This window comes from Neobacillus sp. SRL179, from assembly GCF_984799095.1.
The window spans coordinates 1,758,745-1,780,345 of the sequence record NZ_OZ481792.1; the positions used below are offsets into that span (position 1 = coordinate 1,758,745).

At 37.8% G+C, this 21,601-nt stretch carries 23 protein-coding genes and 1 tRNA gene; 19 read left to right on the top strand and 5 right to left on the bottom strand.

The window, feature by feature from the left end:
- Nucleotides 1-242: 242 nt before the first annotated feature.
- Both AC4E8C_RS08735 and AC4E8C_RS08740 read left to right on the top strand, forming a co-directional pair.
- Complete coding sequence (locus AC4E8C_RS08735; RefSeq protein ID WP_490211717.1) at nucleotides 243-1,283, top strand: NAD(P)-dependent alcohol dehydrogenase; 1,041 nt, start codon at nucleotides 243-245, stop codon at nucleotides 1,281-1,283.
- Nucleotides 1,284-1,292: 9 nt separating this feature from the next.
- Nucleotides 1,293-1,430 carry a hypothetical protein gene (locus AC4E8C_RS08740; protein ID WP_490211718.1) on the top strand — a complete coding sequence of 46 codons (138 nt, stop codon included), beginning with the start codon at nucleotides 1,293-1,295 and terminating at the stop codon, nucleotides 1,428-1,430.
- 57 nt (nucleotides 1,431-1,487) lie between these two features.
- On the opposite strand, the gene AC4E8C_RS08745 is transcribed toward AC4E8C_RS08740, so the two are convergent.
- Nucleotides 1,488-2,390: a LysR family transcriptional regulator gene (locus AC4E8C_RS08745; protein WP_490211719.1), complete on the bottom strand. Its 903-nt coding sequence runs from the start codon at nucleotides 2,388-2,390 to the stop codon at nucleotides 1,488-1,490.
- Between the two features lie 160 nt (nucleotides 2,391-2,550).
- Here AC4E8C_RS08745 and AC4E8C_RS08750 point away from each other — a divergent pair, with 160 nt between their 5' ends.
- From AC4E8C_RS08750 to AC4E8C_RS08765, 4 genes are all read left to right on the top strand, one after another.
- Nucleotides 2,551-3,720, top strand: a complete 1,170-nt coding sequence (locus tag AC4E8C_RS08750; protein ID WP_490211720.1) for an MFS transporter — start codon at nucleotides 2,551-2,553, stop codon at nucleotides 3,718-3,720.
- Between the two features lie 87 nt (nucleotides 3,721-3,807).
- Nucleotides 3,808-4,764 (top strand): osmoprotectant update ABC transporter ATP-binding subunit OpuFA, encoded by a 957-nt coding sequence (opuFA, locus tag AC4E8C_RS08755; protein WP_490211721.1) that lies wholly within the window; start codon nucleotides 3,808-3,810, stop codon nucleotides 4,762-4,764.
- A 1-nt stretch (nucleotide 4,765) separates the two neighbouring features.
- Nucleotides 4,766-6,283: an osmoprotectant update ABC transporter permease/substrate-binding subunit OpuFB gene (opuFB, locus tag AC4E8C_RS08760; RefSeq protein ID WP_490212509.1), complete on the top strand. Its 1,518-nt coding sequence runs from the start codon at nucleotides 4,766-4,768 to the stop codon at nucleotides 6,281-6,283.
- A gap of 17 nt (nucleotides 6,284-6,300) precedes the next feature.
- A complete protein-coding gene (locus AC4E8C_RS08765; protein WP_490211722.1) occupies nucleotides 6,301-6,552 on the top strand; it encodes an RNA polymerase alpha subunit C-terminal domain-containing protein in 252 nt (83 codons plus the stop codon).
- 222 nt (nucleotides 6,553-6,774) lie between these two features.
- On the opposite strand, the gene AC4E8C_RS08770 is transcribed toward AC4E8C_RS08765, so the two are convergent.
- Nucleotides 6,775-7,215 (bottom strand): cell wall hydrolase, encoded by a 441-nt coding sequence (locus tag AC4E8C_RS08770; RefSeq protein ID WP_490211723.1) that lies wholly within the window; start codon nucleotides 7,213-7,215, stop codon nucleotides 6,775-6,777.
- A 343-nt stretch (nucleotides 7,216-7,558) separates the two neighbouring features.
- Between AC4E8C_RS08770 and sirA the strand changes: the two genes are divergently transcribed.
- The 6 genes from sirA (at nucleotide 7,559) to AC4E8C_RS08800 (ending at nucleotide 13,287) form a co-directional block, all read left to right on the top strand.
- A complete protein-coding gene (gene sirA, locus AC4E8C_RS08775; RefSeq protein ID WP_490211724.1) occupies nucleotides 7,559-7,999 on the top strand; it encodes a sporulation inhibitor of replication protein SirA in 441 nt (146 codons plus the stop codon).
- Between the two features lie 69 nt (nucleotides 8,000-8,068).
- A complete protein-coding gene (locus AC4E8C_RS08780) occupies nucleotides 8,069-8,284 on the top strand; it encodes a YneF family protein (RefSeq protein WP_488328923.1) in 216 nt (71 codons plus the stop codon).
- Between the two features lie 164 nt (nucleotides 8,285-8,448).
- Entirely contained in the window at nucleotides 8,449-10,200 is a 1,752-nt protein-coding gene (locus AC4E8C_RS08785) for an ABC transporter transmembrane domain-containing protein (RefSeq protein WP_490211725.1), read from the top strand.
- Between the two features lies 1 nt (nucleotide 10,201).
- Nucleotides 10,202-11,995 (top strand): ABC transporter ATP-binding protein, encoded by a 1,794-nt coding sequence (locus tag AC4E8C_RS08790; RefSeq protein WP_490211727.1) that lies wholly within the window; start codon nucleotides 10,202-10,204, stop codon nucleotides 11,993-11,995.
- A 105-nt stretch (nucleotides 11,996-12,100) separates the two neighbouring features.
- Complete coding sequence (locus AC4E8C_RS08795) at nucleotides 12,101-12,439, top strand: transposase (protein ID WP_490207782.1); 339 nt, start codon at nucleotides 12,101-12,103, stop codon at nucleotides 12,437-12,439.
- Nucleotides 12,436-13,287 (top strand): IS3 family transposase, encoded by an 852-nt coding sequence (locus tag AC4E8C_RS08800; RefSeq protein WP_490212510.1) that lies wholly within the window; start codon nucleotides 12,436-12,438, stop codon nucleotides 13,285-13,287. The genes AC4E8C_RS08795 and AC4E8C_RS08800 overlap by 4 nt, the downstream gene beginning before the upstream one ends.
- 71 nt (nucleotides 13,288-13,358) lie before the next feature.
- Here the strand turns inward: AC4E8C_RS08800 and AC4E8C_RS08805 are convergent, their stop codons facing one another.
- Nucleotides 13,359-13,532 (bottom strand): Spo0E family sporulation regulatory protein-aspartic acid phosphatase, encoded by a 174-nt coding sequence (locus AC4E8C_RS08805; protein WP_490211728.1) that lies wholly within the window; start codon nucleotides 13,530-13,532, stop codon nucleotides 13,359-13,361.
- Nucleotides 13,533-13,807: 275 nt separating this feature from the next.
- On the opposite strand from AC4E8C_RS08805, the gene AC4E8C_RS08810 reads away from it, so the two are divergent.
- Entirely contained in the window at nucleotides 13,808-14,533 is a 726-nt protein-coding gene (locus tag AC4E8C_RS08810) for a cytochrome c biogenesis CcdA family protein (protein ID WP_490211729.1), read from the top strand.
- 168 nt (nucleotides 14,534-14,701) lie between these two features.
- Entirely contained in the window at nucleotides 14,702-15,178 is a 477-nt protein-coding gene (locus AC4E8C_RS08815; protein ID WP_490211730.1) for a CcdC family protein, read from the top strand.
- Between the two features lie 75 nt (nucleotides 15,179-15,253).
- On the opposite strand, the gene AC4E8C_RS08820 is transcribed toward AC4E8C_RS08815, so the two are convergent.
- The gene (locus AC4E8C_RS08820; protein ID WP_490211731.1) at nucleotides 15,254-15,682 is read right to left on the bottom strand and encodes a DUF2621 domain-containing protein; all 429 of its coding nucleotides are present in this window, start codon (nucleotides 15,680-15,682) and stop codon (nucleotides 15,254-15,256) included.
- Between the two features lie 269 nt (nucleotides 15,683-15,951).
- On the opposite strand from AC4E8C_RS08820, the gene AC4E8C_RS08825 reads away from it, so the two are divergent.
- The 5 genes from AC4E8C_RS08825 to AC4E8C_RS08845 all read left to right on the top strand — a co-directional run bounded on the left by AC4E8C_RS08825 (nucleotide 15,952) and on the right by AC4E8C_RS08845 (nucleotide 20,466).
- Nucleotides 15,952-16,048: transfer RNA gene (locus tag AC4E8C_RS08825), tRNA-Sec, on the top strand.
- Between the two features lie 186 nt (nucleotides 16,049-16,234).
- Nucleotides 16,235-17,221 carry a tyrosine-type recombinase/integrase gene (locus AC4E8C_RS08830; RefSeq protein ID WP_490211732.1) on the top strand — a complete coding sequence of 329 codons (987 nt, stop codon included), beginning with the start codon at nucleotides 16,235-16,237 and terminating at the stop codon, nucleotides 17,219-17,221.
- 252 nt (nucleotides 17,222-17,473) lie between these two features.
- Complete coding sequence (locus tag AC4E8C_RS08835; protein WP_490211733.1) at nucleotides 17,474-18,388, top strand: hypothetical protein; 915 nt, start codon at nucleotides 17,474-17,476, stop codon at nucleotides 18,386-18,388.
- Nucleotides 18,389-18,638: 250 nt separating this feature from the next.
- On the top strand, nucleotides 18,639-20,099 hold the full coding sequence (locus AC4E8C_RS08840; protein WP_490211734.1) for a DUF5677 domain-containing protein: 1,461 nt from the start codon (nucleotides 18,639-18,641) through the stop codon (nucleotides 20,097-20,099).
- A 67-nt stretch (nucleotides 20,100-20,166) separates the two neighbouring features.
- On the top strand, nucleotides 20,167-20,466 hold the full coding sequence (locus AC4E8C_RS08845; protein ID WP_490211735.1) for a YjcQ family protein: 300 nt from the start codon (nucleotides 20,167-20,169) through the stop codon (nucleotides 20,464-20,466).
- 63 nt (nucleotides 20,467-20,529) lie between these two features.
- Here AC4E8C_RS08845 and AC4E8C_RS08850 read toward each other — a convergent pair whose 3' ends face one another.
- Nucleotides 20,530-21,471 (bottom strand): hypothetical protein, encoded by a 942-nt coding sequence (locus AC4E8C_RS08850; RefSeq protein ID WP_490211736.1) that lies wholly within the window; start codon nucleotides 21,469-21,471, stop codon nucleotides 20,530-20,532.
- Between the last annotated feature and the right edge of the window lie 130 nt (nucleotides 21,472-21,601).

A 21,601-nucleotide genomic window follows, 5' to 3' on the forward strand; every position in this document is an offset into this window, starting at 1 on the left:
TCCTTTTCTATTGATATAGACCTCGAGTTAACTCTATGTTTTCATAGCATTTTATCATGCTATATGTAATACCGTCAAAGATTAACTAAATCAAGTAATGATTCCGCAAATAAGCTTTTTTGCTTGACCTAGAGTTAACTCTAGGGATTATTCTAGTTTTTGCAAGAGAATAAGGGTAGTTAAGTATCAAACCCGCTACAAGTCACTCTCTTGAAAATCATATTAATTTGGAGGTATAACAAATGATAACAGCTAAAGCGCGTGCAGTCGACGGTCCAGATAAACCATTTCGGATTGCTGAAATTAACAGACGTGACCTTGATTTACATGATGTTTTAATTGAAATTAAATATGCAGGCATCTGTCACTCTGACATCCACACTGCACATGGCGAGTGGGGTCCCGTGAACTATCCTCTTGTACCAGGCCACGAAATCGCGGGAATTGTCACTGAGGTTGGAGCCGAGGTGACAAAGTATAAAGTAGGCGACCGAGTTGGGGTCGGTTGTATGGTTGATTCCTGTGGCGAGTGTGAGAACTGCCGTAAAGGAGAAGAACAATACTGTCTCAATGGAAATATCCCTACCTATGCCGGTGTTGACAAGTACGGTGAGCCCACACAAGGTGGCTATTCTACCCATATTGTCGTAACGGAGGACTTCGTACTCAGAATACCTGATGGTATCGGGTTTGACGTCGCAGCACCATTACTTTGTGCAGGCATTACGACGTTTTCTCCACTAAACCACTGGGGAGTCGGACCTGGTCAGAAAGTAGCGGTTGTTGGTATGGGTGGCCTTGGCCACATGGCCGTCCAAATTGCACATGCCATGGGTGCCGAGGTCACTGTACTGTCCCAAACCTTGAAGAAAAAGGAAGATGGTTTGCAACTTGGCGCAGACCACTACTACGCTACAAGCGATCCAGATACTTTCGAGAAACTTGCTGGATCCTTTGACTTCATTCTTAACACGGTAAGTGCAAAACTTGACCTGAATGCTTATTTAGGGCTGCTTACTCTTGACGGAACACTGGTTAACGTTGGTGCTCCTGCAGAACCGTTATCACTAAGCGTAATAAATTTAATCGGTCACCGCCGTTCATTTGCAGGTTCAATGATTGGAGGCATCCGCCAGACTCAGGAAATGTTAGACTTCTGTGCAGAACATAATATTGTTCCTAAGATTGAAGTCATTTCGGCTGACCAAATTGATGAAGCCTACGAGCGTGTCTTAGCTTCAGATGTTAAGTATCGATTCGTGATTGATATCAGTACAATGTAGGTTGTGTGAATGAAAAATTATAATGATCATTTCAAAAGCATCCACAAAGGCAGCTTTAAAAATGCAATCGCACTTCCTGTTGTACTAAGGGATTTATTTTCGAGAAAAATGAGAGATAAAGTACGTGTAGAGGAACAAGCGATGTAAGTTAGGGTAAACCACTAGGGGCACGCCTAACAGCGTGCCTCTTTACTTGATGGAAATTCAATTTGTGGATCGTGAAAATTTCGCCTGAATGGCATGTAAAAACATTTCAGCAGCAGCGGAAAAAACCTGATGCTTTTTCCAAACCATATTTAAGCCAGATTCCAGCCTCGGCTCTAACGGCCTAAAACAAAGGTTACTATCACTAGATGTATTCACTATTTTATCAATGGTTACTGCATAACCAATGCCTTCTTCCACCATAATGGAAGCATTATAGGCAAGATTGTATGTCGTCACGATGTTTAATTTATCAAAATCTTCGCCAAACCAATCCGCAAATTCATTTTTCGAAAAGGTTTGTTTCATAACCTGCCGGGAGCAGATTAGCGGCACATTTAATAAATCCGCTGCTAGAATGGTATCTTTAAAAGCAAGAGGACTGTCTTTCCTCATTACAACTCCCCAAACATCTTTGGCGGGGATATTGATATAATTGTATTTTGACAAATCAGCTGGTTGAATTAAAATACCAAAATCAAGCAATCCCTTGTCAAGCCGTTCAGTCACATCGTCTTCGTTTCCACTGTATAGGTGATAGCGAATATTTGGATAACTTACCTGTAAGCCTTTACCTACCCGTGCAATCTGTTTCATGGCGTCCGTTTCCCCGCCGCCTATGTAAATATCACCACTCATGGTTTCTTCCATGGAATGAAACTCGGCCTCTAATTTATCAACCATCTCAACGATTTCTTCTGCTCTCTTTCTCAGGAGCAGTCCTTCATCTGTGAGAATAATCCTGTGACTGCTGCGAGTAAATAGTTTTTTTCCCAAATCTTGTTCAAGGTCTTTTAATTGTCTTGACAAGGTTGGCTGTGTCACATGCAAAAAATCAGCAGCACCCGTAATGCTTCCTTCTCTTGCTACAGTAAGAAAATATCGCAAAACTCTTAATTCCAAAGGACACTCCTCCTTTATAAGGTATTAGTATATACAATTTAGAAATGCCCATCAAGCATATCTTGATATGAGATATAAGTATTGGGCATATAAGAAGGGCACTGCTAGAATAAATAGTGTGGAAACTTATTGACTGAACTAGAAGATAGGAGTTGTTTATTTGACTAGACGAAATAATTTGCTGATTATTATATTAACCATAGGTGTCTTCGGCATTTTAAATACCGAAATGGGGGTAATTGGAATCTTACCTGCCATCTCTGAGCACTTCCATGTCAGTATATCTAAAGCAGGATGGCTCGTGAGTCTTTTTGCCCTTGTTGTTGCCATATCTGGTCCAACCATGCCGTTAATGTTCTCGGGGATTAATCGGAAGAAGGTCATGTTACTTGTTTTAGGTGTTTTCGTTGTGGGTAACATCGTATCGATAGTTACCTCTAACTTTACCATTCTATTAATTGCTCGTATCATTCCAGCCTTTTTTCATCCTATTTATTGTTCTTTGGCATTTACTGTAGCTGCTGCATCAGTTAGTAAAGAGGAAGCTCCAAAGGCTGTTTCAAAAGTATTTGTAGGAGTATCAGCCGGTATGGTAGTCGGCGTACCAATCGCGAGTTTTCTCTCTAATGCCGTTTCGTTTGAAATGGCAATGGCCTTTTTTGCAATTGTAAATGCTATCGTATTTATTGCTACATTGATTTTTGTCCCATCTATGCCAGTTAGAGAAAGACTTTCTTATGGTACACAATTTTCCGTCTTAAAAAAATCAATAACATGGCTTTCCATTGTGACTGTCATTTTATTAAACTCGAGCGTATTTGGGGTTTTTAGTTATCTAGCTGATTATCTGAAAACTGTTACCCATATGCCCTCGAACACCATTAGTTTAATATTATTCGTATATGGCGGAGCCAATATTATTGGAAATATACTAGCAGGGAAACTACTAACTAAAAAAGCGAACAAGATTGTCGCAGCTTTTCCTTTTGTATTAGGGCTCGTTTACATCCTATTATTCTTTTTTGGACAGTTTACCATACCAATGGCAATCATTACTTTAATTTGGGGGATATTAGGTGGAGTAGGGGGCAATATCAATCAATATTTGCTTTCAACTGCAGCTCCCGAAGCACCTGATTTCGCCAATGGTTTATTTTTATCCTCTTGTAATATTGGAACAACCATTGGTGCAGCGATAGGCGGGGTATTTATAACAGAAATGGGAACACCATATGTCGTATTAGTGGGAATCTTATCGTTGATCCTAGGTTTGGTCACTATTTTACTACGAAATTATATTCATAGTCCTGCAAAACAACTCACCATCTAAGGGATATCCATCCTAGTAGTCAAGAACGGTATCCCAGCTTGATACGTGGAATAATGGGGTAAGCTAGTAAAAGAAAGGAGCGGTAAAATGATTCGATTTGAACAGGTATCGAAACAATTTCCGAATGGGACCTTTGCCGTAAAATCTTTAGATTTCGAAATAAAGAAAGGCGAATTTTTTGTATTAATCGGTCCCAGCGGCTCGGGGAAAACCACCACATTAAAAATGGTCAACCGCCTGATCGAACTTACAAAAGGTTGGGTTTGGATTAATGGAAAGAAAATTAGTGACTATGATATCAATGAACTTCGTTGGAATATCGGGTATGTTCTTCAGCAAATAGCCCTGTTTCCACATATGACCATCGAGGAAAACATTGCGGTTGTTCCGGAACTGAAAAATTGGAACAAAGAAAAGACCGATGCCCGTGTTGATGAATTGCTCAACATGGTAGGTCTTGATCCAAAAGAATATCGAAATCGAAAACCTAGTGAACTTTCGGGTGGACAACAGCAGCGAGTAGGTGTAATTAGAGCGTTAGCTGCCGACCCTGAAATCATCTTGATGGACGAGCCTTTTAGTGCACTTGATCCATTTAGCCGTGAAAAGTTGCAGGATGATATGCTGGAAATTCAACGAAAACTGAAGAAAACAATTGTATTTGTCACACATGATATGCAAGAAGCTTTAAAGCTAGGAGACCGTATTTGTCTGATGAAAGATGGTGAAATCGTTCAGATTGGTACCCCCCACGAATTTTTAACCAATCCTGTGAATGATTTTGTTCGTGAATTTGTAGGAAACAAAAAACTATCGATTCAAATAGAGGACCTGATCATTCCCATTACAGAAAAACAAGTAATCATCTCCGAGAAGAAAAATATCCCCTTATCAACTACAGTAGATGAGGTATTAGAGCATCTTGCATCATATGAACAAATTATTGTTGAGAAAAATGGAACAACTGTTGGATTGATCAGTCGGCAAAATACGATGAAGGTAATGTCACGATATTTGAGGGAAGGAGGGCAAAGTCTTGAGTAATATGATAGGTGTCTTGTCAGATCGGAAATCTCAGCTCTTGAACGCTCTTTTGCAACATCTAGAAATATCGTTAATTGCCCTTTTTTTCTCATTAATTATTGCGATTCCACTCGGAATTTATTTAACACGAAAACAAAGAATAGCAGAATATATCATTGGCGTTACTGGAGTGCTGCAAACCATTCCATCTTTAGCTTTGTTAGGCCTTTTGATTCCACTGTTTGGAATAGGAACGGTCCCTGCTGTCATTGCGCTAATCGCTTATGCTCTCCTTCCTCTATTACGGAATACATACACGGGAATTAAAGAGGTAGAACCTTCATTATTAGAAGCCGCAAGCGCGATGGGGATGAACAGGAGAAAAAGGCTGCTAAAAGTTGAGCTTCCTTTAGCCATGCCTGTCATCATGGCGGGTATTCGAACGGCTACCATTTTTATTATCGGAACGGCCACGATTGCATCCTTGATTGGAGCAGGTGGATTAGGGGATATTATTCTACTTGGAATATCCCGAAATGATTATTCACTAATTGTCCTCGGAGCTGTGCCGTCCGCACTTTTAGCGATTATTTTTGACCTTCTGCTTCGTGGGTTGGAAAGAGTTCCCTTTAAAAAAATCATGGTCGCCTCTGGTGCTCTTGCGCTGGTTACCGTGTTAATCATTGGTTCTATGATAGCTCCGAACCTTCTTCAAAATGAGCAAAAGCAGATTGTGATTGCTGGCAAGTTGGGTCCGGAACCGGAAATTTTGGACCATATGTATAAATTACTAATCGAAGAAAATACAGACTTGAAAGTGAAGTTAAGAACGGGGTTAGGCGATACGACTTTTGTTTTTAATGCCTTAAAGTCGAAGGATGTTGATATTTATCCTGAGTTTTCGGGAACCGCCATTGTCAATTTCTTAAAAGAGAACCCCGTAAGTACTAACGGTGCAGAAGTATACTCACAAGCAAAAGTAGGCATGGCAAAAAAATATAAGATGGCATTGTTAGCTCCTATGAAATTTAATGATACCTATGCGATAGCGGTCCCAGAGGATTTTGCTAAAAAGTATAATCTGAAAAAGATTTCTGACCTCGTAAAAGTCGAGCAGCTTGTAACAGCCGGTTTTAATCCAGAGTTTGCCGACATACCAGATGGATATCCAGGGTTGGCTAAGGAATATGGTTTGAATTTTAAAGTGGTTACCATGGATCCGTCTGTAAGGTATCATGCCATTCAAAAAGGCAAAGTAAACCTGATGAATGCCTATTCCACAGATGGAGAACTACAAAAATACCATCTCGTTGTTCTCGAAGATGATAAACATTTCTTCCCGCCATATCAGGGTTCACCTTTATTACGGCAAGAAACGATCGACAAATACCCCGAGATTGTCCCGGCATTGAACAAACTTGCCGGAAAAATTACCGACAGCCAAATGCAAACAATGAACTATGAGGTAGGTGTGAAAGGGAAGAAAGCGGAAGATGTGGCAAGAGACTTCTTAACCAAGGAGGGTCTCCTGAATAAGTAGGGAAAGGAGGACTGAGTATGAAAGCAGTTGTAAGTAGCGATTGTCCAACTTGTCCGATTTGCGAGCAAGAACGCAAACCGAAAAATGGATTTCTTGCATTACTATCCGCACCAGCAAGACGAGCCATAGAAAACAATGGTATAGTTTCTTTACAACAGTTATCAAAATATAGTGAGAAAGAGATTTTAAAATTTCACGATATAGGTCCAGCTTCTTTACCGAAACTTAGGTCTGCATTGAAGGAAGAAGGGTTATCTTTTAGAATCTAATAAGATTTCAAATTCTGATAAATTCAAAATTGGTTATTCACCATAACGGGTTGACAGAGATTCATGGGCACCGTCACCCGCAACGGATCTAACACAGGTATTAACTGGTAAATGGAAGTAGGGCTTAACAAAAAAAAGCTTGGGGTTTTCTAAAGAAACCCCAAGCTTTTAACTTTATCTACTTTAAATAACTACGACTTGCTCTACTGTATATAAGCTAGATTAACCGCTATAAACACTATCACATGTTCCAGGTTTTGGTTCATAAAAACAATGTTCTTTAAATTGACCTGTGTGAGGTTGACCGAACCATGTTGGAGGGCATGGAGCATGTGGATTAAAATACCAAAGTGCATATTTGGCTGGATGGTCTCTCCAATAATCCAAATTCTGTTTGGCTAATCTTCTTTCAGCAGTTCTTGCTCTTTGATAAAAAACATTCCCTTTTTGGACTGCTTCAAAGGAATAATTTCCTCCTTGTACTTGAAAAATGACTTGTCGAACAGTTCTTAACCCCTTAAAGTCTGAACAGTTTGCGACAAGACGATTCACAATGACATTTCCTACATATAACATACCTTGTTTTCCTTCACCTTCGGCTTCCGCTCTCATCATCCGTGCCATTAAGTCAACGTCTGAACTTCGGTAATTAGCTCTTGGCATATTTCCACCCCCAACATATAGTATGAAAAAAAGCGCGTATCCATGTCATTGTTTACATAATAAGCAAGCCTTGTTTTTAATGAGAAAAATTTATTTGTTCTACGTTTGAAATGGAAGAAATGGGGTTTGTATAGTGTTAACTTGTTTATTAGAATTCTTACAATTTTTTGAACAAGTGGCTAATGGAAAGGATTGTTCCATAAAACTACCGAATTCATAGTTAAATTGTTTAGAAATATGGTAATCGACAAAAAAAGTGAAAGTTTTTGCCGCCGAAAGACAAAAGTTTTGTTAGAATTTTCTTATAATAGTAAAAAGGGTTTCAACGAAGGAGAGAGCAGTGGTGAGAAAATATCAGCTTTATTTAATAGAAGATGAATTTGCCGCCCATTACTTCGGAAGAGAGCGAATATTTTTTCAGCTTTTTAAAGAACATCAAACGGCTGACGGCGAGCTAAAATTTATAACACAAAAGCAAATTTCCTATATAACAAAACGGGTCGAAGTGTTAAAGATTCATCAGTTGATTCAGAAACAACTCGGTAAAAATAAAGGATTTAAAGCAGATCATGGTGCCTACACGATTGAATTGAGCGGAAAACTAAGCACGGCACGGGTCGAAGTATATCAAGACTTAATTTCAGTGGAGGCTGAGGGCAGCTATGAGGCGGAGACAGCTTTTTTTGAAGTGCTCAGAAAAGTGGAAGCTTCCTTTTTAGCGATTGATCTGGAACACGAGCGGGTTGGCTGGTTAAAACCGATTAAAGAAAGAAAATATATCTAAAACGAGATATTGTTTTATTCCACTTTATTTAGTACACTGTAATGTGAACAACATGAAGGAGGAAGTATAATGGGATATTACATTCTAGTTGGTATACTGGCTTTAGCTGTCGGTGTAGCACTAGGATTTTTCATTGCTCGTAAATACATGATGAGCTACTTAAAGAAAAATCCGCCAATCAACGAACAAATGTTAAAAATGATGATGATGCAAATGGGTATGAAACCTTCGCAAAAGAAGATCAACCAAATGATGTCTGCTATGAATAAGCAGCAAGGCAAATAAATGGACAAGCACTCATATGACAATGAGTGCTTTTTTGATGCACATATCCAACGATTTCTTAATCTTTATTATTTTGAAAATATTTGATAAAATGGATTCTCAGTATGTAATGCGAGAATTTCTTTTTGACAATTGAATATCTTGGTTTTTGGGGGGATGTATGTTTGAAAGTATTTTTAGAGTTAGGCTGGTTTTTTAAACAAGAGAAAAAAGCGTACATATCAGGGGTTTTGATTTTATTAGTCGTAGCACTGCTGCAATTGATTCCGCCTAAAGTGATCGGGATTATTGCCGACCATATTAATGAAGGAACCATCACAAAAGGAATGCTTGTTGAGTGGATCATCGTTCTCATTGGTACGGGGCTGGCGATGTATGTCCTTCGATATTATTGGAGAATTATGATTTTTGGTTCATCGGTCAAGCTTAGTAAAATCTTACGGAATCGCTTGTTCCATCATTTTACCAACATGTCTCCCGCGTTTTATCAAAAAAGCCGGATTGGAGACCTGATGGCTCATGCGACCAACGACTTATCCGCTATCCAGCAGACGGCGGGGGCAGGCGTGTTAACACTTGTAGACTCTCTTTCTACAGGCGGGTTTGTTATTCTTGCGATGACGTTTACGATCAGCTGGAAGCTAACCTTGATTTGTTTGATTCCACTGCCGTTTATGGCGATGCTAACGAGCTGGTTTGGGACGATGCTACATAAGAGCTTCTACAAAGCACAGGAGGCTTTTTCTTCTTTAAATGATAAAACACAGGAAAGTATCTCTGGCATTAAAGTCATTAAAACCTTTGGACAGGAAAAGGAGGATATCGAGGATTTTCGCAAGCTTTCGAACGATGTTGTCCAAAAAAACATTGTCGTCGCAAAAATTGACTCACTCTATGATCCAACGATCTCGATTATCGTAGGGATATCCTTTTTCTTATCGATTGCCTTTGGAGCCAGATTCGTACTAAATGGGGAGTTAACCATTGGGGAATTAATCTCGTTTACTACTTATTTAGGCTTGTTAATTTGGCCGATGCTCGCCTTTGGCTGGCTGTTTAACATTGTGGAACGCGGGCGCGCCTCCTATGACCGTGTGGCTGCCCTGCTAAGAGAAAAGGTCGAAATCATCGACCAAGAGGATGCACTAGACGCGGTCCCAGCCGGTGATATCGAGTTCCGAATCGCTGAATTCACTTATCCAGGCGATGAACGGCCGATGTTAAAGGATGTTTGTTTTTCGCTTCATCAAGGTGAAACACTCGGAATCGTCGGTAAAACGGGTTCCGGTAAAACCACCTTGTTAAAACTGTTGATTCGTGAGTTTGAAGGGGAACAAGGGGAAATTCGTTTCGGAGGAAGAAAGCTGCAAGACTATCAACTAGATAAATTACGAGAAGCAATTGGCTATGTACCACAAGATCATTTCCTCTTTTCCGCTACAGTGGCGGAAAATATTGCTTTTACCGCGCCATCTTCCACCATGGAGGAAATTGAGCACGCTGCAAAATTAGCGAATATTCATGAGGATATTCTCCAATTTACGGATGGTTATAAAACCATTGTAGGCGAACGGGGTGTTTCCTTATCAGGTGGACAAAAGCAAAGAATTTCGATTGCCCGTGCCCTGTTAATGAACCCAGAGGTATTGGTCCTGGATGATTCCCTGTCAGCGGTCGATGCCAAAACAGAAGAAGCAATCCTGTCATCACTTCGCCAAAATCGCGAAGGGAAAACGACGATTATCACCTCCCATCGCCTAAGTGCTATTCAGCATGCAAATCTCATTCTTGTCCTCGAAGATGGCAGCATCATCGAAAGAGGGACTCATGAGGAATTGATGGAGGGTGACGGATGGTATAAGGAAATGTATTTACACCAGCAGTTAGAAGAGCTGGTTGAGCATGGAGGGCAATAACATGGAAGAAAAATTACAACTATCAGACCGTGAACAAAAAAAGGTCCTTTTCCGTTTGCTTTCCTATACAAAGCCTCATAAAAAGATGATTACAGTGGCTTTTGTTCTATTGATTTTAACCACCATTGGTGACATCGTTCTGCCGTTATTAGTAAAAATCTTTATTGATGACTATTTGACCCCAGGAAAGCTTGCGTTTCAGCCGTTAATGATGCTCGGATCCTTGTATATGGGGATTCAAGTCGTTAAAGCCATCTTGATGTTTTTTCAATTTGTTAAATTTCAAGAGATTGCCCTCTATATCATTCAGCAGCTGCGGATTGATGTGTTTTCCAAGGTCCAGTCGCTTGGGTTAAAATATTTTGATAAAACACCTGCGGGCAGTATCGTCTCTAGGGTAACGAATGATACGGAAGCGATTAAGGATATGTTCGTCACCGTGATTGCGACGTTCATTCAAGGGGGATTTTTACTAACGGGGATTTTCATCGCGATGTTTATATTAAACGTAAAACTAGCGTTGTTCTGCGTCATTATCATCCCAATTTTACTATTTGTGATGAACCTATACCGAAAAATGAGTTCCCGCTTTTACCTTGATATGCGGGAGAGACTTAGTCAGTTGAATGCCAAATTAGCGGAGTCACTCTCAGGTATGGCGATTATTCAAGTGTTTCGTCAGCAAAAACGTCTGAGGAACGAGTTTGGTGACATCAACGAGCAGCATTACAATGCAGGCATGAAAAATATCAAAATTGATGGATTACTGTTGAGACCTGCGATTGATTTAATTTATATTTTTGCCTTAATTATTGTCCTAAGCTATTTCGGGATCACTTCCTTCCAGCATAGTGTAGAAATCGGGGTCATCTATGCGTTTATCAATTACTTAGATCGGTTCTTTGAACCCGTAAATCAAATGATGATGCGACTATCGTTATACCAGCAAGCCATCGTTGCCGGTTCTCGTGTGTTTAAACTATTGGATGAAGAGGAATTGGCCCCCGCTCAGAAAGAGGAAGAGATTCTATCCATTGGAGAAGGAAAAATTGAATTTAAAAATTTAAGCTTTTCCTATGATGGGGAACGGGATGTGTTAAAAAATATTTCCTTTACAGCGAACCCCGGGGAAACGGTCGCCCTTGTCGGTCATACGGGCAGCGGAAAGAGCTCCATCATTAATTTAATGATGCGTTTTTATGAATACGAACGTGGGGAAATATTGATTGATGGCCAATCGATTCGGAATTATACCAAACCGGAGCTGCGCGAAAAAATGGGACTCGTCCTCCAAGATCCGTTTTTGTTTTACGGGACGGTCAAGGACAATATCCGCCTCCATAACGAAGAGATGACGGATGAACAAGTGGAAGAGGCGGCAAGGTTTGTGCAAGCCCATACCTTTATCGAGAGGCTGGAGGATGGGTTTGATCATAAAGTCGTCGAAAGAGGGGCGACCTTCTCAAGCGGTCAACGGCAGTTGATTGCATTTGCAAGGACGATTGCCGCCAATCCCAAGATATTGGTATTGGATGAAGCGACCGCCAATATTGATACTGAAACGGAAGAAGCGATTCAAACGGCGCTCGCGAAAATGCGGAAAGGGCGCACCACGATTGCGATTGCCCACCGCTTGTCGACCATTCAGGATGCGGATTTGATTTTAGTCCTGCATCAAGGGGAGATTGTCGAGAGAGGGACGCATCAAGAACTGCTTTCACTCGGCGGTTTATATCACAAGATGTTCCTGCTGCAAAATGGTGTAGTTGAACGGTTTGAAGATATCGTGAATTAATAGAAAAAGTCTGGCAACCGGTGATATTATCCCCTTTAAGTAGACAGTGTAAAAAGCCCGCTAATAACGTGGGAATGATACACTACTACTTGGAGGGGATTTTTTATGGCAAAAAAGGGGACGAAATTTCAATCCTATACAGAAGAATTTAAACGTTTAGCAATTGAAAGATATATTAATGGTGATGGTAGTTACCAAACTCTTTCTGAGGAGTTGGGATTACGTAGCCCAACCCAATTAAAAACTTGGGTAAGAAAGTTTGAGGAAGGCAATCAACTTACCGATCAAAGGGGAAAAACTTCTACTGATAACCCCCTTAAAGGGCGACAAAAAACAAAGTTCAAAAATGTAGAAGAAGAACGTGATTACTATAAGGCTCAGGTTGAATACTTAAAAAAGCAGTATCCAAATCTTCACGGGGAGGTGAAATCAGAAAATCAATAAGGTTTGAGATTATACATGAGCTAAAAGGTATATACCCCATTACCTGGTTAACTGAAATTGCTGAAGTGCAGAGATCTGGCTATTACAAATGGGTAAAAACCATTGAGATTCGTGAAAAGAAAAAGGAAAAGGATCAGGGGTTAATGGATCTAATGCTTTCCATCCACCTCAAACATAAGGAATATGGCTATCCTAGAATGGTAGTAGCCCTGAAGGAGGAAGGATTTGAGGTAAACCATAAGAAGGTTTACCGTTTAATGAAGGAGATGGAAATTCAGTCGGTAATAAGAAAGAAATGGAGATACTTTGGTAAAAAAGGTTCCAAAGTGTTCCCTAACTTGGTTAACAGGGAATTTAAAGAGAGAAAAGAAAATGAAGTCCTAGTAACAGACATAACTTACATACCTTTCCAAAACCGTTTTTATTACCTATCAGTTATTCAGGATCTATATAATAATGAAATTGTTTCTTGGAAGTTATCAGACAGGAATAACATGAAACTGGTATTGGATACTGTGGAGGACCTAAATAAAAAAAGAATCGTGCACGGAACCATTCTCCATTCGGATCAAGGATTCCAGTACACGTCTAAGAAATACAACAAACGATTAAATAAATATGGCATTAAGGGCAGCCACTCTCGCAAAGGAAACTGCCTAGATAACGCCTGTGTTGAATCGTTCTTTTCCCACTTTAAAACAGAAATGTTGTATCAAACCGATTGTAAAACAGAGGAAGAATTAATACAAGCAATAGAGACATTTATGTATGAGTACAATTATAAGAGATTCCAAAAACGACTAAACCACCGTGCTCCAGTTGAATATCGGATCACGATGGCTGCATAGTCTTTTTTAGAGCTGTCTACTTGACGGGTGTAAGTCCACCGGTGCCAGACTTTTTCTATTGCTAGGGATCCCTAAAATGCTGAGGATGCTTTTTTTATATAGATTTTATTATATTCGTTTAACAATTTATCAAGTTCCTGACTGTAATGAATTGCAACGGAGGAGGTCAAGCCATTGGTGGATGCGACTTGGATTAATTCAGCACGTTTCTTTTCAATTAAGGTAATTAAATCTTGTTTAAGCACGGCCGATTTCCTTTCCGGAGTAACTCCCAAATTTGAAAAAAATAATAGAATAAAAAACTAGCAAATTTTGAAACTGTTTTACTAGTATAACCTATATTGTAAATAACTTCAAAGTAATATGTAAAAAAATATCCAACCCTTCCAATTCTAATGGGAATAAGTGAACGGTTTTTGAATTTAGAAACCCTAGACACAAAAAATTCATGGTAATCATTATCTTTTAGGCTCAAGTTTTGTTAGAATGTAGGGGTATCGACTATAGTGGGAGTGTTAATATGTTTGATGTAAACATCTCTGATTTAAATATTTTTTGGGCATTTGCTGCAGGTATCTTGAGCTTTATATCACCATGCTGCTTGCCGCTGTACCCGGCCTTTTTATCTTACATAACCGGAATGTCAGTAGGGGAATTGAAAAGTGAAAATGCGCTCCTTCAAAAGCGGAGTCTCTTCCACACCTTGTGTTTCCTTTTAGGTTTCTCGATTATTTTTATCGCGATCGGCTTTGGAACAAAGTTTTTCATTGGCAGTTTCTTTAGTGAATACAAGGATTTAATTCGTCAGCTGGGTGCCATTTTTATTGTCATCTTTGGGTTAGTGATTGTCGGGATCTTCAAACCCGAGTTTTTAATGAAGGAACGTCGGTTTGAATTCAAAAATCGCCCTACCGGTTATTTGGGCTCGGTTTTAATCGGGATTGCCTTTGCTGCCGGCTGGACACCATGTACAGGTCCTATTTTAGGAATGGTCATCAGTTTAGCTGCAACAAACCCGGGTTCCGGACTAGTCTACATGATTGCTTATATCCTCGGATTTGCGATTCCGTTCTTAATTTTATCTTTCTTTATCGGCCGCATGAAGTGGATTAAAAAGTACAGCAATCACATTATGAAAATCGGCGGTTACCTGATGATTGTGATGGGGATTGTCCTCTTCTTTGACTGGATGACCAAGATTATTACGATTTTCTCAGGTATGTTTGGCGGATTTACGGGGTTTTAATTTTGTTGTAAAATAGGTTGGTAATTTCTTAGAGTTTTACTTCTTTAGGAGGGGAATGTCTAGGTATTCCAATATTAGTAACATAAATACAGTGAAATATTTTTCTCAAAATACATCTTTTGCGTTATAATGGGTGAGAAAATAATTAGATAAGGGACGATTGATCCAATGAACTACGTTGTTGTTTCTTCTATCGGTGCTGTTTTTATGGGCTTTTTTGTTCTGTTTGTCCGCATGAAAGCCGCAAAGAAACCGACAAATGTGAAAAAGATAATCCTGCCTCCGATCTTTATGTCGAGCGGGGCATTAATGTATGTGGTACCCGAATTTAGATTAACGTCAATGGAAATTCTAGAGGCCGTGATTGTAGGGATGCTGTTTTCCATCCTTCTCATCAAAACGTCTAAGTTTGAAATTCGTGAAAATGATATCTATTTAAAACGGTCTAAGGCGTTCATTTTTATATTAGTAGGTTTATTAATCGTCCGGCTTGTCCTTAAAGGAATCCTAAGCAGTACGATTGATATTGGACAATTAAGCGGCATGTTCTTCTTGCTTGCGTATAGTATGATTGTCCCGTGGCGTGTCGCCATGTATCGTTCCTATATGAAACTCTACCGGGAGTTACATGGAAAAAGGGCATAATTGATGAAAACACTGATTCGTTTGAGTCAGTGTTTTTCTTTTAGGCAAAAATAAAAAACCGTCTCACGAGACGGTTTAAAATAAATGCTCAAATGGGGCCACATCAATCTGATTTTGAAAAAGCTTTTTGCGTAAAAATTTATGATCTCGTTTCGGTGTTGCCTGTATATAGCCACGAATGACGAGTTCCTGTGTAATTTTTGGAGCCTGTTCATTCAGGGCCAGTTCGCCGATCTTCCCAGCTATTTTATGCCGGGCGACATCGCGGAACAATTCTGGAACGGGGCTGACTAAATCCTCCAAAAGGGCTTTTTCTTCATCGCCCCATAAGTGGCGAGATTCATTTACATAATACTCTTCCCAATCCATGACGGACTTGCCATCATCCTTCGGCATCTTTTTCAGAAACTTCCGGAACATAAAGAAGCCGCCAATCGAAAACATGGTAATGAGAAAAACGACCCAGAACAGAATAAACCATAAAAACCAACCTGAAAGCTGCATATCATTCACCTACAAAATACGATATTATTCCTTATTATAGTCTGTTTTAAGGAAAAATGACAAGTTTTCGCCATAATTTTGGTTGTCGTTATAGATTCCATAGGGATTTTGCCTTTGATAAGCGGTCGGTGAAAACCGTGTCGAAAAAATGACAAATACGCTAAAATGATTGATTAATACTATATTCCATTGTAATATGAGTACAAATGATAGGTTAGCAAAATGCTGGAATCCAGTTAATAGCCTGTCATTAATATTTTCAATATCATGGGGCTGAATGGGGTACTGGTGTCCTCCACAGTCTTCAAAACTGCTTGAGACCTGCGTGCCAGGTCTGGTGGGTTCGATTCCCACGCAGTCCCGCCAAATTTTTTCAGTGATATCAATGGTTCAGACGGTTTTTGACAGTGATTAAAACCGTGATTTGAACCGTGATTTCCTTCTAAACATACACCTGTATTTATACTGAAAATTACATAATATACGGTACATTTTTTAAGGTGTACTGGTGCGTTAAATCCACTTTTTCAATTAAGAAAGGTGGATTTTTTTATGCTTATTAATCAAAAAACTAACAGAAAAGGTTCAAGAAGTTACTGTGATTTAAACCGTACTAAATCAGTAGAACAGAAATTTACCTTGCATGAAATGTTTGAACAATACATGAATTACAAGCTTACTGAAGGTTTGGCTGAACCAACTATTCTTGCATATTACGAAAACTTTCGATACCTTACTGAATTTTTCAATGGTGATATATCAAATGAAGAAATGAAAGTTGATAAGTTCCTTCAATACATTGCTTATATGATTCATGAAAAGAAGTTACAACCGACAACTGTAAATACAAGAATCAGAAATATACGTGCCTTTTTAAGGTACTGCTTTCAGGAAGGATGGATTGATGCACCAATACATGAAAGGTTTAAACCTATTAAAACACCTGAAGATACAATTGAATCATTTACACCAGCAGAAATAAAAGCACTATTAAATCAAATTGATGATTCAAGATATGTTGGTTTTCGTGATAAAGTCATGATTTACACCTTACTAGATACAATGGTAAGAATTTCAGAACTGCTTAATCTCAAAAGGCACAATGTTGATTTGAAAGCTGGACACATAAAGCTTGAACCACACAAAACAAAAACCAAACGTGCAAGAACAGTTCCTATTTCAACTAAAACTGTAAAGTTGTTGAAAGAATATATGGCTGAAACTAAAGAATTTGAAAATGATATTTTATTTGTTACTTATGATGGCAGACCAATTTTAAGCAATACATGGCGAAGAAGATTAACAGAATTGGGAGAAATGGCTGGAATATCAAATAAACGTGTTTCACCACATACTTTCAGACACACTGGTGCTTTGTTTTATGTAATGAACGGTGGTGATCCTTTCTCATTACAAAAGATTCTTGGTCACACTGATATGTCAATGGTACGGAAATATATTCAGATGACTGATACAGATGTTAAAAGGCAGCACAACACCTTTTCACCTTGGAACATGGTATTTAAGAAAAAATTATAAGGGGTGTACAGTGGAAAAAGGAATTGAATAGAAGGGCATTGGCTGAAAGAAGAAGCTATATTTAGGCAAAAGAAAAGGGGATGTGCTGGAACACATTCCCCAAGTACGCTACACCACACCAAATACAAACGGAATAACGTATACTAACCTTCATTTTATCGAAAAAAATAGATTGATGCAAGGTGTCTTTAGTGATGCCAATTTTAGAAGGGGTGGTTGCTGCTTTCCGATACATAAGGGGAAACAGGAATAATGAAACAGGGTATGATTGAAAACTTCAGGAACTTATCACAATTTAAAGATATTAATGATTTCAATAATCAAATTGAACAATGGATGGTTGATATTAAAAGTAAGTTTACCAAATCTGAACTAGTAGCATTAAAAAGGTTAGTCAGATACAGTGCAAAGGTTTTTGGTGTATGTAATGCAAAGATAGGTACACTTGTTTCAGCAACACACGAAAATAACAATGTGGGTATTAGCAGAAGCACTTTCAAAAGAATGATTACAAAAGCAAAACAGTTTGGCTTGTTATTGGTTAATGAAACTGAAAGAAAAAATGGATCACAATCATCAAATGTTTATGTATTCAATCGTTATGTATCAGCAAATACTTCAGTTGAAAAAAGTGCTGAACCTTCTTTTGAAACATCAGTTGAACCACCTAAAAACGAAAAATTGAACCACCCTAAAACCAGTAATCTTCTTGAAACTAGCAATAAAAATATTAATAAACGTATAGAGAACGACAATTTCAAAATCATAAAGAATAAAAAACTTGGTAAGGAATTTGTAAGTACTGATGTACCTGAAGAATTTGTAAACCTTGTATCATGTTTTTATGGTGATTTTCAGACGGTAGAAGAATTTTGGAAAATGGTGAAAATAGCAGAAAGAAAAGCTGGATATAAAGTAACTGATTTTGATCTACTTGATGTATCACTTGAATCGATAAGGGAAACAGTTAAAGCACTGAAGGTAAATAAGGTAAAGAAGAATGTGCTTGCGTTCTTTTACGGTACTATGGAGAAGATGTTAATGAAATTGTTTGATGAATATTACAAACATGAAGAACCTGTTTTCCCTGCTTTTATCCCAGTGTTAACGGAATCAATACAAGCATTTTCAACTTCAGAAGAATTGAATGAGATGGGTGTGTATTAAATCCATTTATATTTTAATAAGAAATAAAAAGTCAGAAGGTTGTTATCACAGCATAACTTTAGGTGAGTATGAATAATTTTCCAGAAATAAAGGAATTTCTCACTTTTTGTCGAAATATAATTAGGAAACTAGTTGTATGAAGAAGCTAAATATCCTGAAACAACTGGAAGAAGTGATAGAACTAAACATGAAAATTCAACTTGATTTGTAGGACTTTTTAAGCAGAAAGTAATTAGTTGGAGGTATCTTTATGGGAAGAAAAAGTAGAGAAAAGAAAGAAAGAAGAGAAAGCCAGCATACATCAATCTCAGAACATAGTAGGCAAGGAAAAAAACTAATTCCGCCTTTTATGCAATTTGAAAAGTTAAAAAAAGTTTCATGGGCTAACGATAGATTACCTGAATCCATTTGGCTGGCATTAATTGTCTCTCTTCATGATAGAGAAGAAGCAATTCATATAATAAAAAGGGTAACTAAATTCTTTTTTGATTTAAAAGAGGAACACAGGCCAGCAGACCTTTCTATCTGGAGTTTGGCAAAACTAGATGAGAATATTTTGGATAGGTTTTTAAATTTTATTATTAATGAACTTGATTTGAAAGAAACACTTTTACCTTTAGCTTTATTTGATAAAATGCCAAGTAAAGAAAAATGGAGAGAATATCTAAATATTGAAGTACCGGAAAAAGAATGGGAAAAGCTTTTTATTACGGTTTCAAAGTGTTTTGACCATCAATCACAAGAAGCTACCGATTGCAGATGGGCTAAATTATATTATTTTTTTGCAATTGGAAAGTTGTCTTTACCAAGGGAAATGGCATCACCAATCATTAATTATCCATACGAAGGTGATATGCGTTCTGTAAGACCTCTTATAAGAAGTACTGAAATGACTTTGAATATGTTACCAGATGGGTCAACACCTGATTATATTTGGAGTAATGACTTTTGGGAACAGGGTTTGAAAGATACACCTTGTTGGAAACTGGAAATGGGTAATAAACAAGATGATGAGAAAAAAGTGGACAAATCAAAGTTTGAGTCAGTGGAAAATTCATTAAAAGAACATTTCTTTAAAACAAATATTTCGACTGGTGTTGACGCAAAGCATGATGCTGTTTTTGGACTATCATTTTATTGTTTAGATATACTTCATGAGTTACTTAAAGACCAAAATAATACATCAGTATTGAGTAGGATTGGATTAAGAACTATAGCGGAAAGCTATATTACCTTAGCATATTTATGCCATCAAAATAATGATGATTTATGGCAAACATATAGAGTATATGGTTCAGGTCAAGCGAAATTAGCATTTTTAAAGCTGGATGAACTAGAATCTAAACCAAAGTATGTTGACACAGATACTCTTAAAGCATTAGCTGGAGAAGATCAATGGGAAGAATTTGTTGAAATTAATCTTGGACATTGGGAAAACACCAATTTAAGAAAAATGAGTGAGACAGCTGGGGTTAAAGATGTATACAATTCGTTTTATGATTGGACTTCTGGATTTGCACATGGTCAATGGGCTGCAGTAAGAAATACTACTTTTGAAACTTGTGGGAATCCTATGCATAGACTTCATAGAATACCTAAAATAGAAAAACCAATGTTTAATGATGTTACTGAAGATGCTAAAGTACTATGCAATAAGTTGTTAGATTTAGTGAATAGTACATATCCAGCTTTTACTCTTAGAATAGAATAAAATTTCAAGAATCGAAGGGATTTTATCACCTTTTATCGAAATATAGTGTTGAAAGGTGGTGATACAAATGGATAGGAAAAAGTTGATTTATAGTATCCTAAAAGAACTTGAACAAGGCAATGAACCCAGACGTGAAGATTATGGACTTGAACTTGAACAATGGGGTGAAATTGCTGAAATAATAACTGATAAAGGTCTTGCAAAAAACATTTCTTATGACCGTGCTGGAATTGGAAACAAGTTTATTTATGTTTGGTATTCAAAGGCAAAAATTACATTTGATGGACTTGATTATCTAGAAGAAAACAGTGCATTAGCAAAGACATACAAAGGATTAAAAGAAATTCGTGATTGGATTAAGTTATAATTGTTAACCAATAAAAGTCACCCTGAAGCGAAGGGGAAATCTGACAAAAAACCAGTGAACTACTCACCAGTTTGTGTTTTTATTAACCCCTTCTAATTTAATTAAATCTTGCAATGAAATCTTTAAACCTTTTTCTTCAGCAATCCTTTTTGCAGTATCAAAGAAATGTAACATTAGTGTTTTGTTTGGCATTTGATTTTGTCTCCAAACCACAAAAGGATTCACTGTAACGTGTGTTGCTTTTTTGTTTTGGATAAAGCTGAACACTGGTTGATCTAAAAGTTCAATTTGCAGCATCTTTCTTTTTAAATCATTGGAACGACTAAAACCTAAACCTTTTGCAAGTTCTTCAATACTTAAAGGTTCAGCTTGTTCAAATGGTACATTTGGATTCTTACAAATGATATTTGTTTCATAATGGACAAAAGGAAGCATCATAAAAACGGTGTACAGTTGTTTGGGTGAATTGATTGGTTTACCCTTATCATTTGTTGCCTTGTACAGTTCTTGAATCTGTTTATCATAGGTTTTTAAAATCCCAGCTTCAGCACCTGAACCTTTTGGTAGTTTCCCCTTGAAATGATATTGTTCAGACCACTTTAACTTTTTACCACCTTCACAATCATGTACTTCTGTAATAATTCCAGCATCCAGCAGTTTATTGTAGAAGGAATAGAATTTATTATCCTTTGATATATCCAGCAACCCTTTCAGGTGCTTCTTCCTGATTAATCTACCATTTGGAAAGGCTAGAAAACTTCCTTTATCTGAATAAGATACATAAGTACCTAAATACATGATTCTTGTTTTTTCATCATCAGTAAACAGTTGATCTTGATGCAGTTCTGATAATTTGCTGATATAAGACCATGTAAAACCATCAACAAGTTCATTATATAAATCAGTTCTTTTTTTACGTTCAGCAAATTCCTTTTTTTGTTCTATCCTACCTTTTGGAATTACATCATATCCAAGTGGTTCAGTAATGACTTTTACATTTTCCAACCGTTCACCAGTATCAAGATTTACAAAGTTTCCAGTGTAAACATCAGTGTTAATATCCTTGCTTATAGTGTTCACCCACACCATTCCCTTCTGTTGTAATGTGATTACAAACCTTTAACAACAAAAGGTA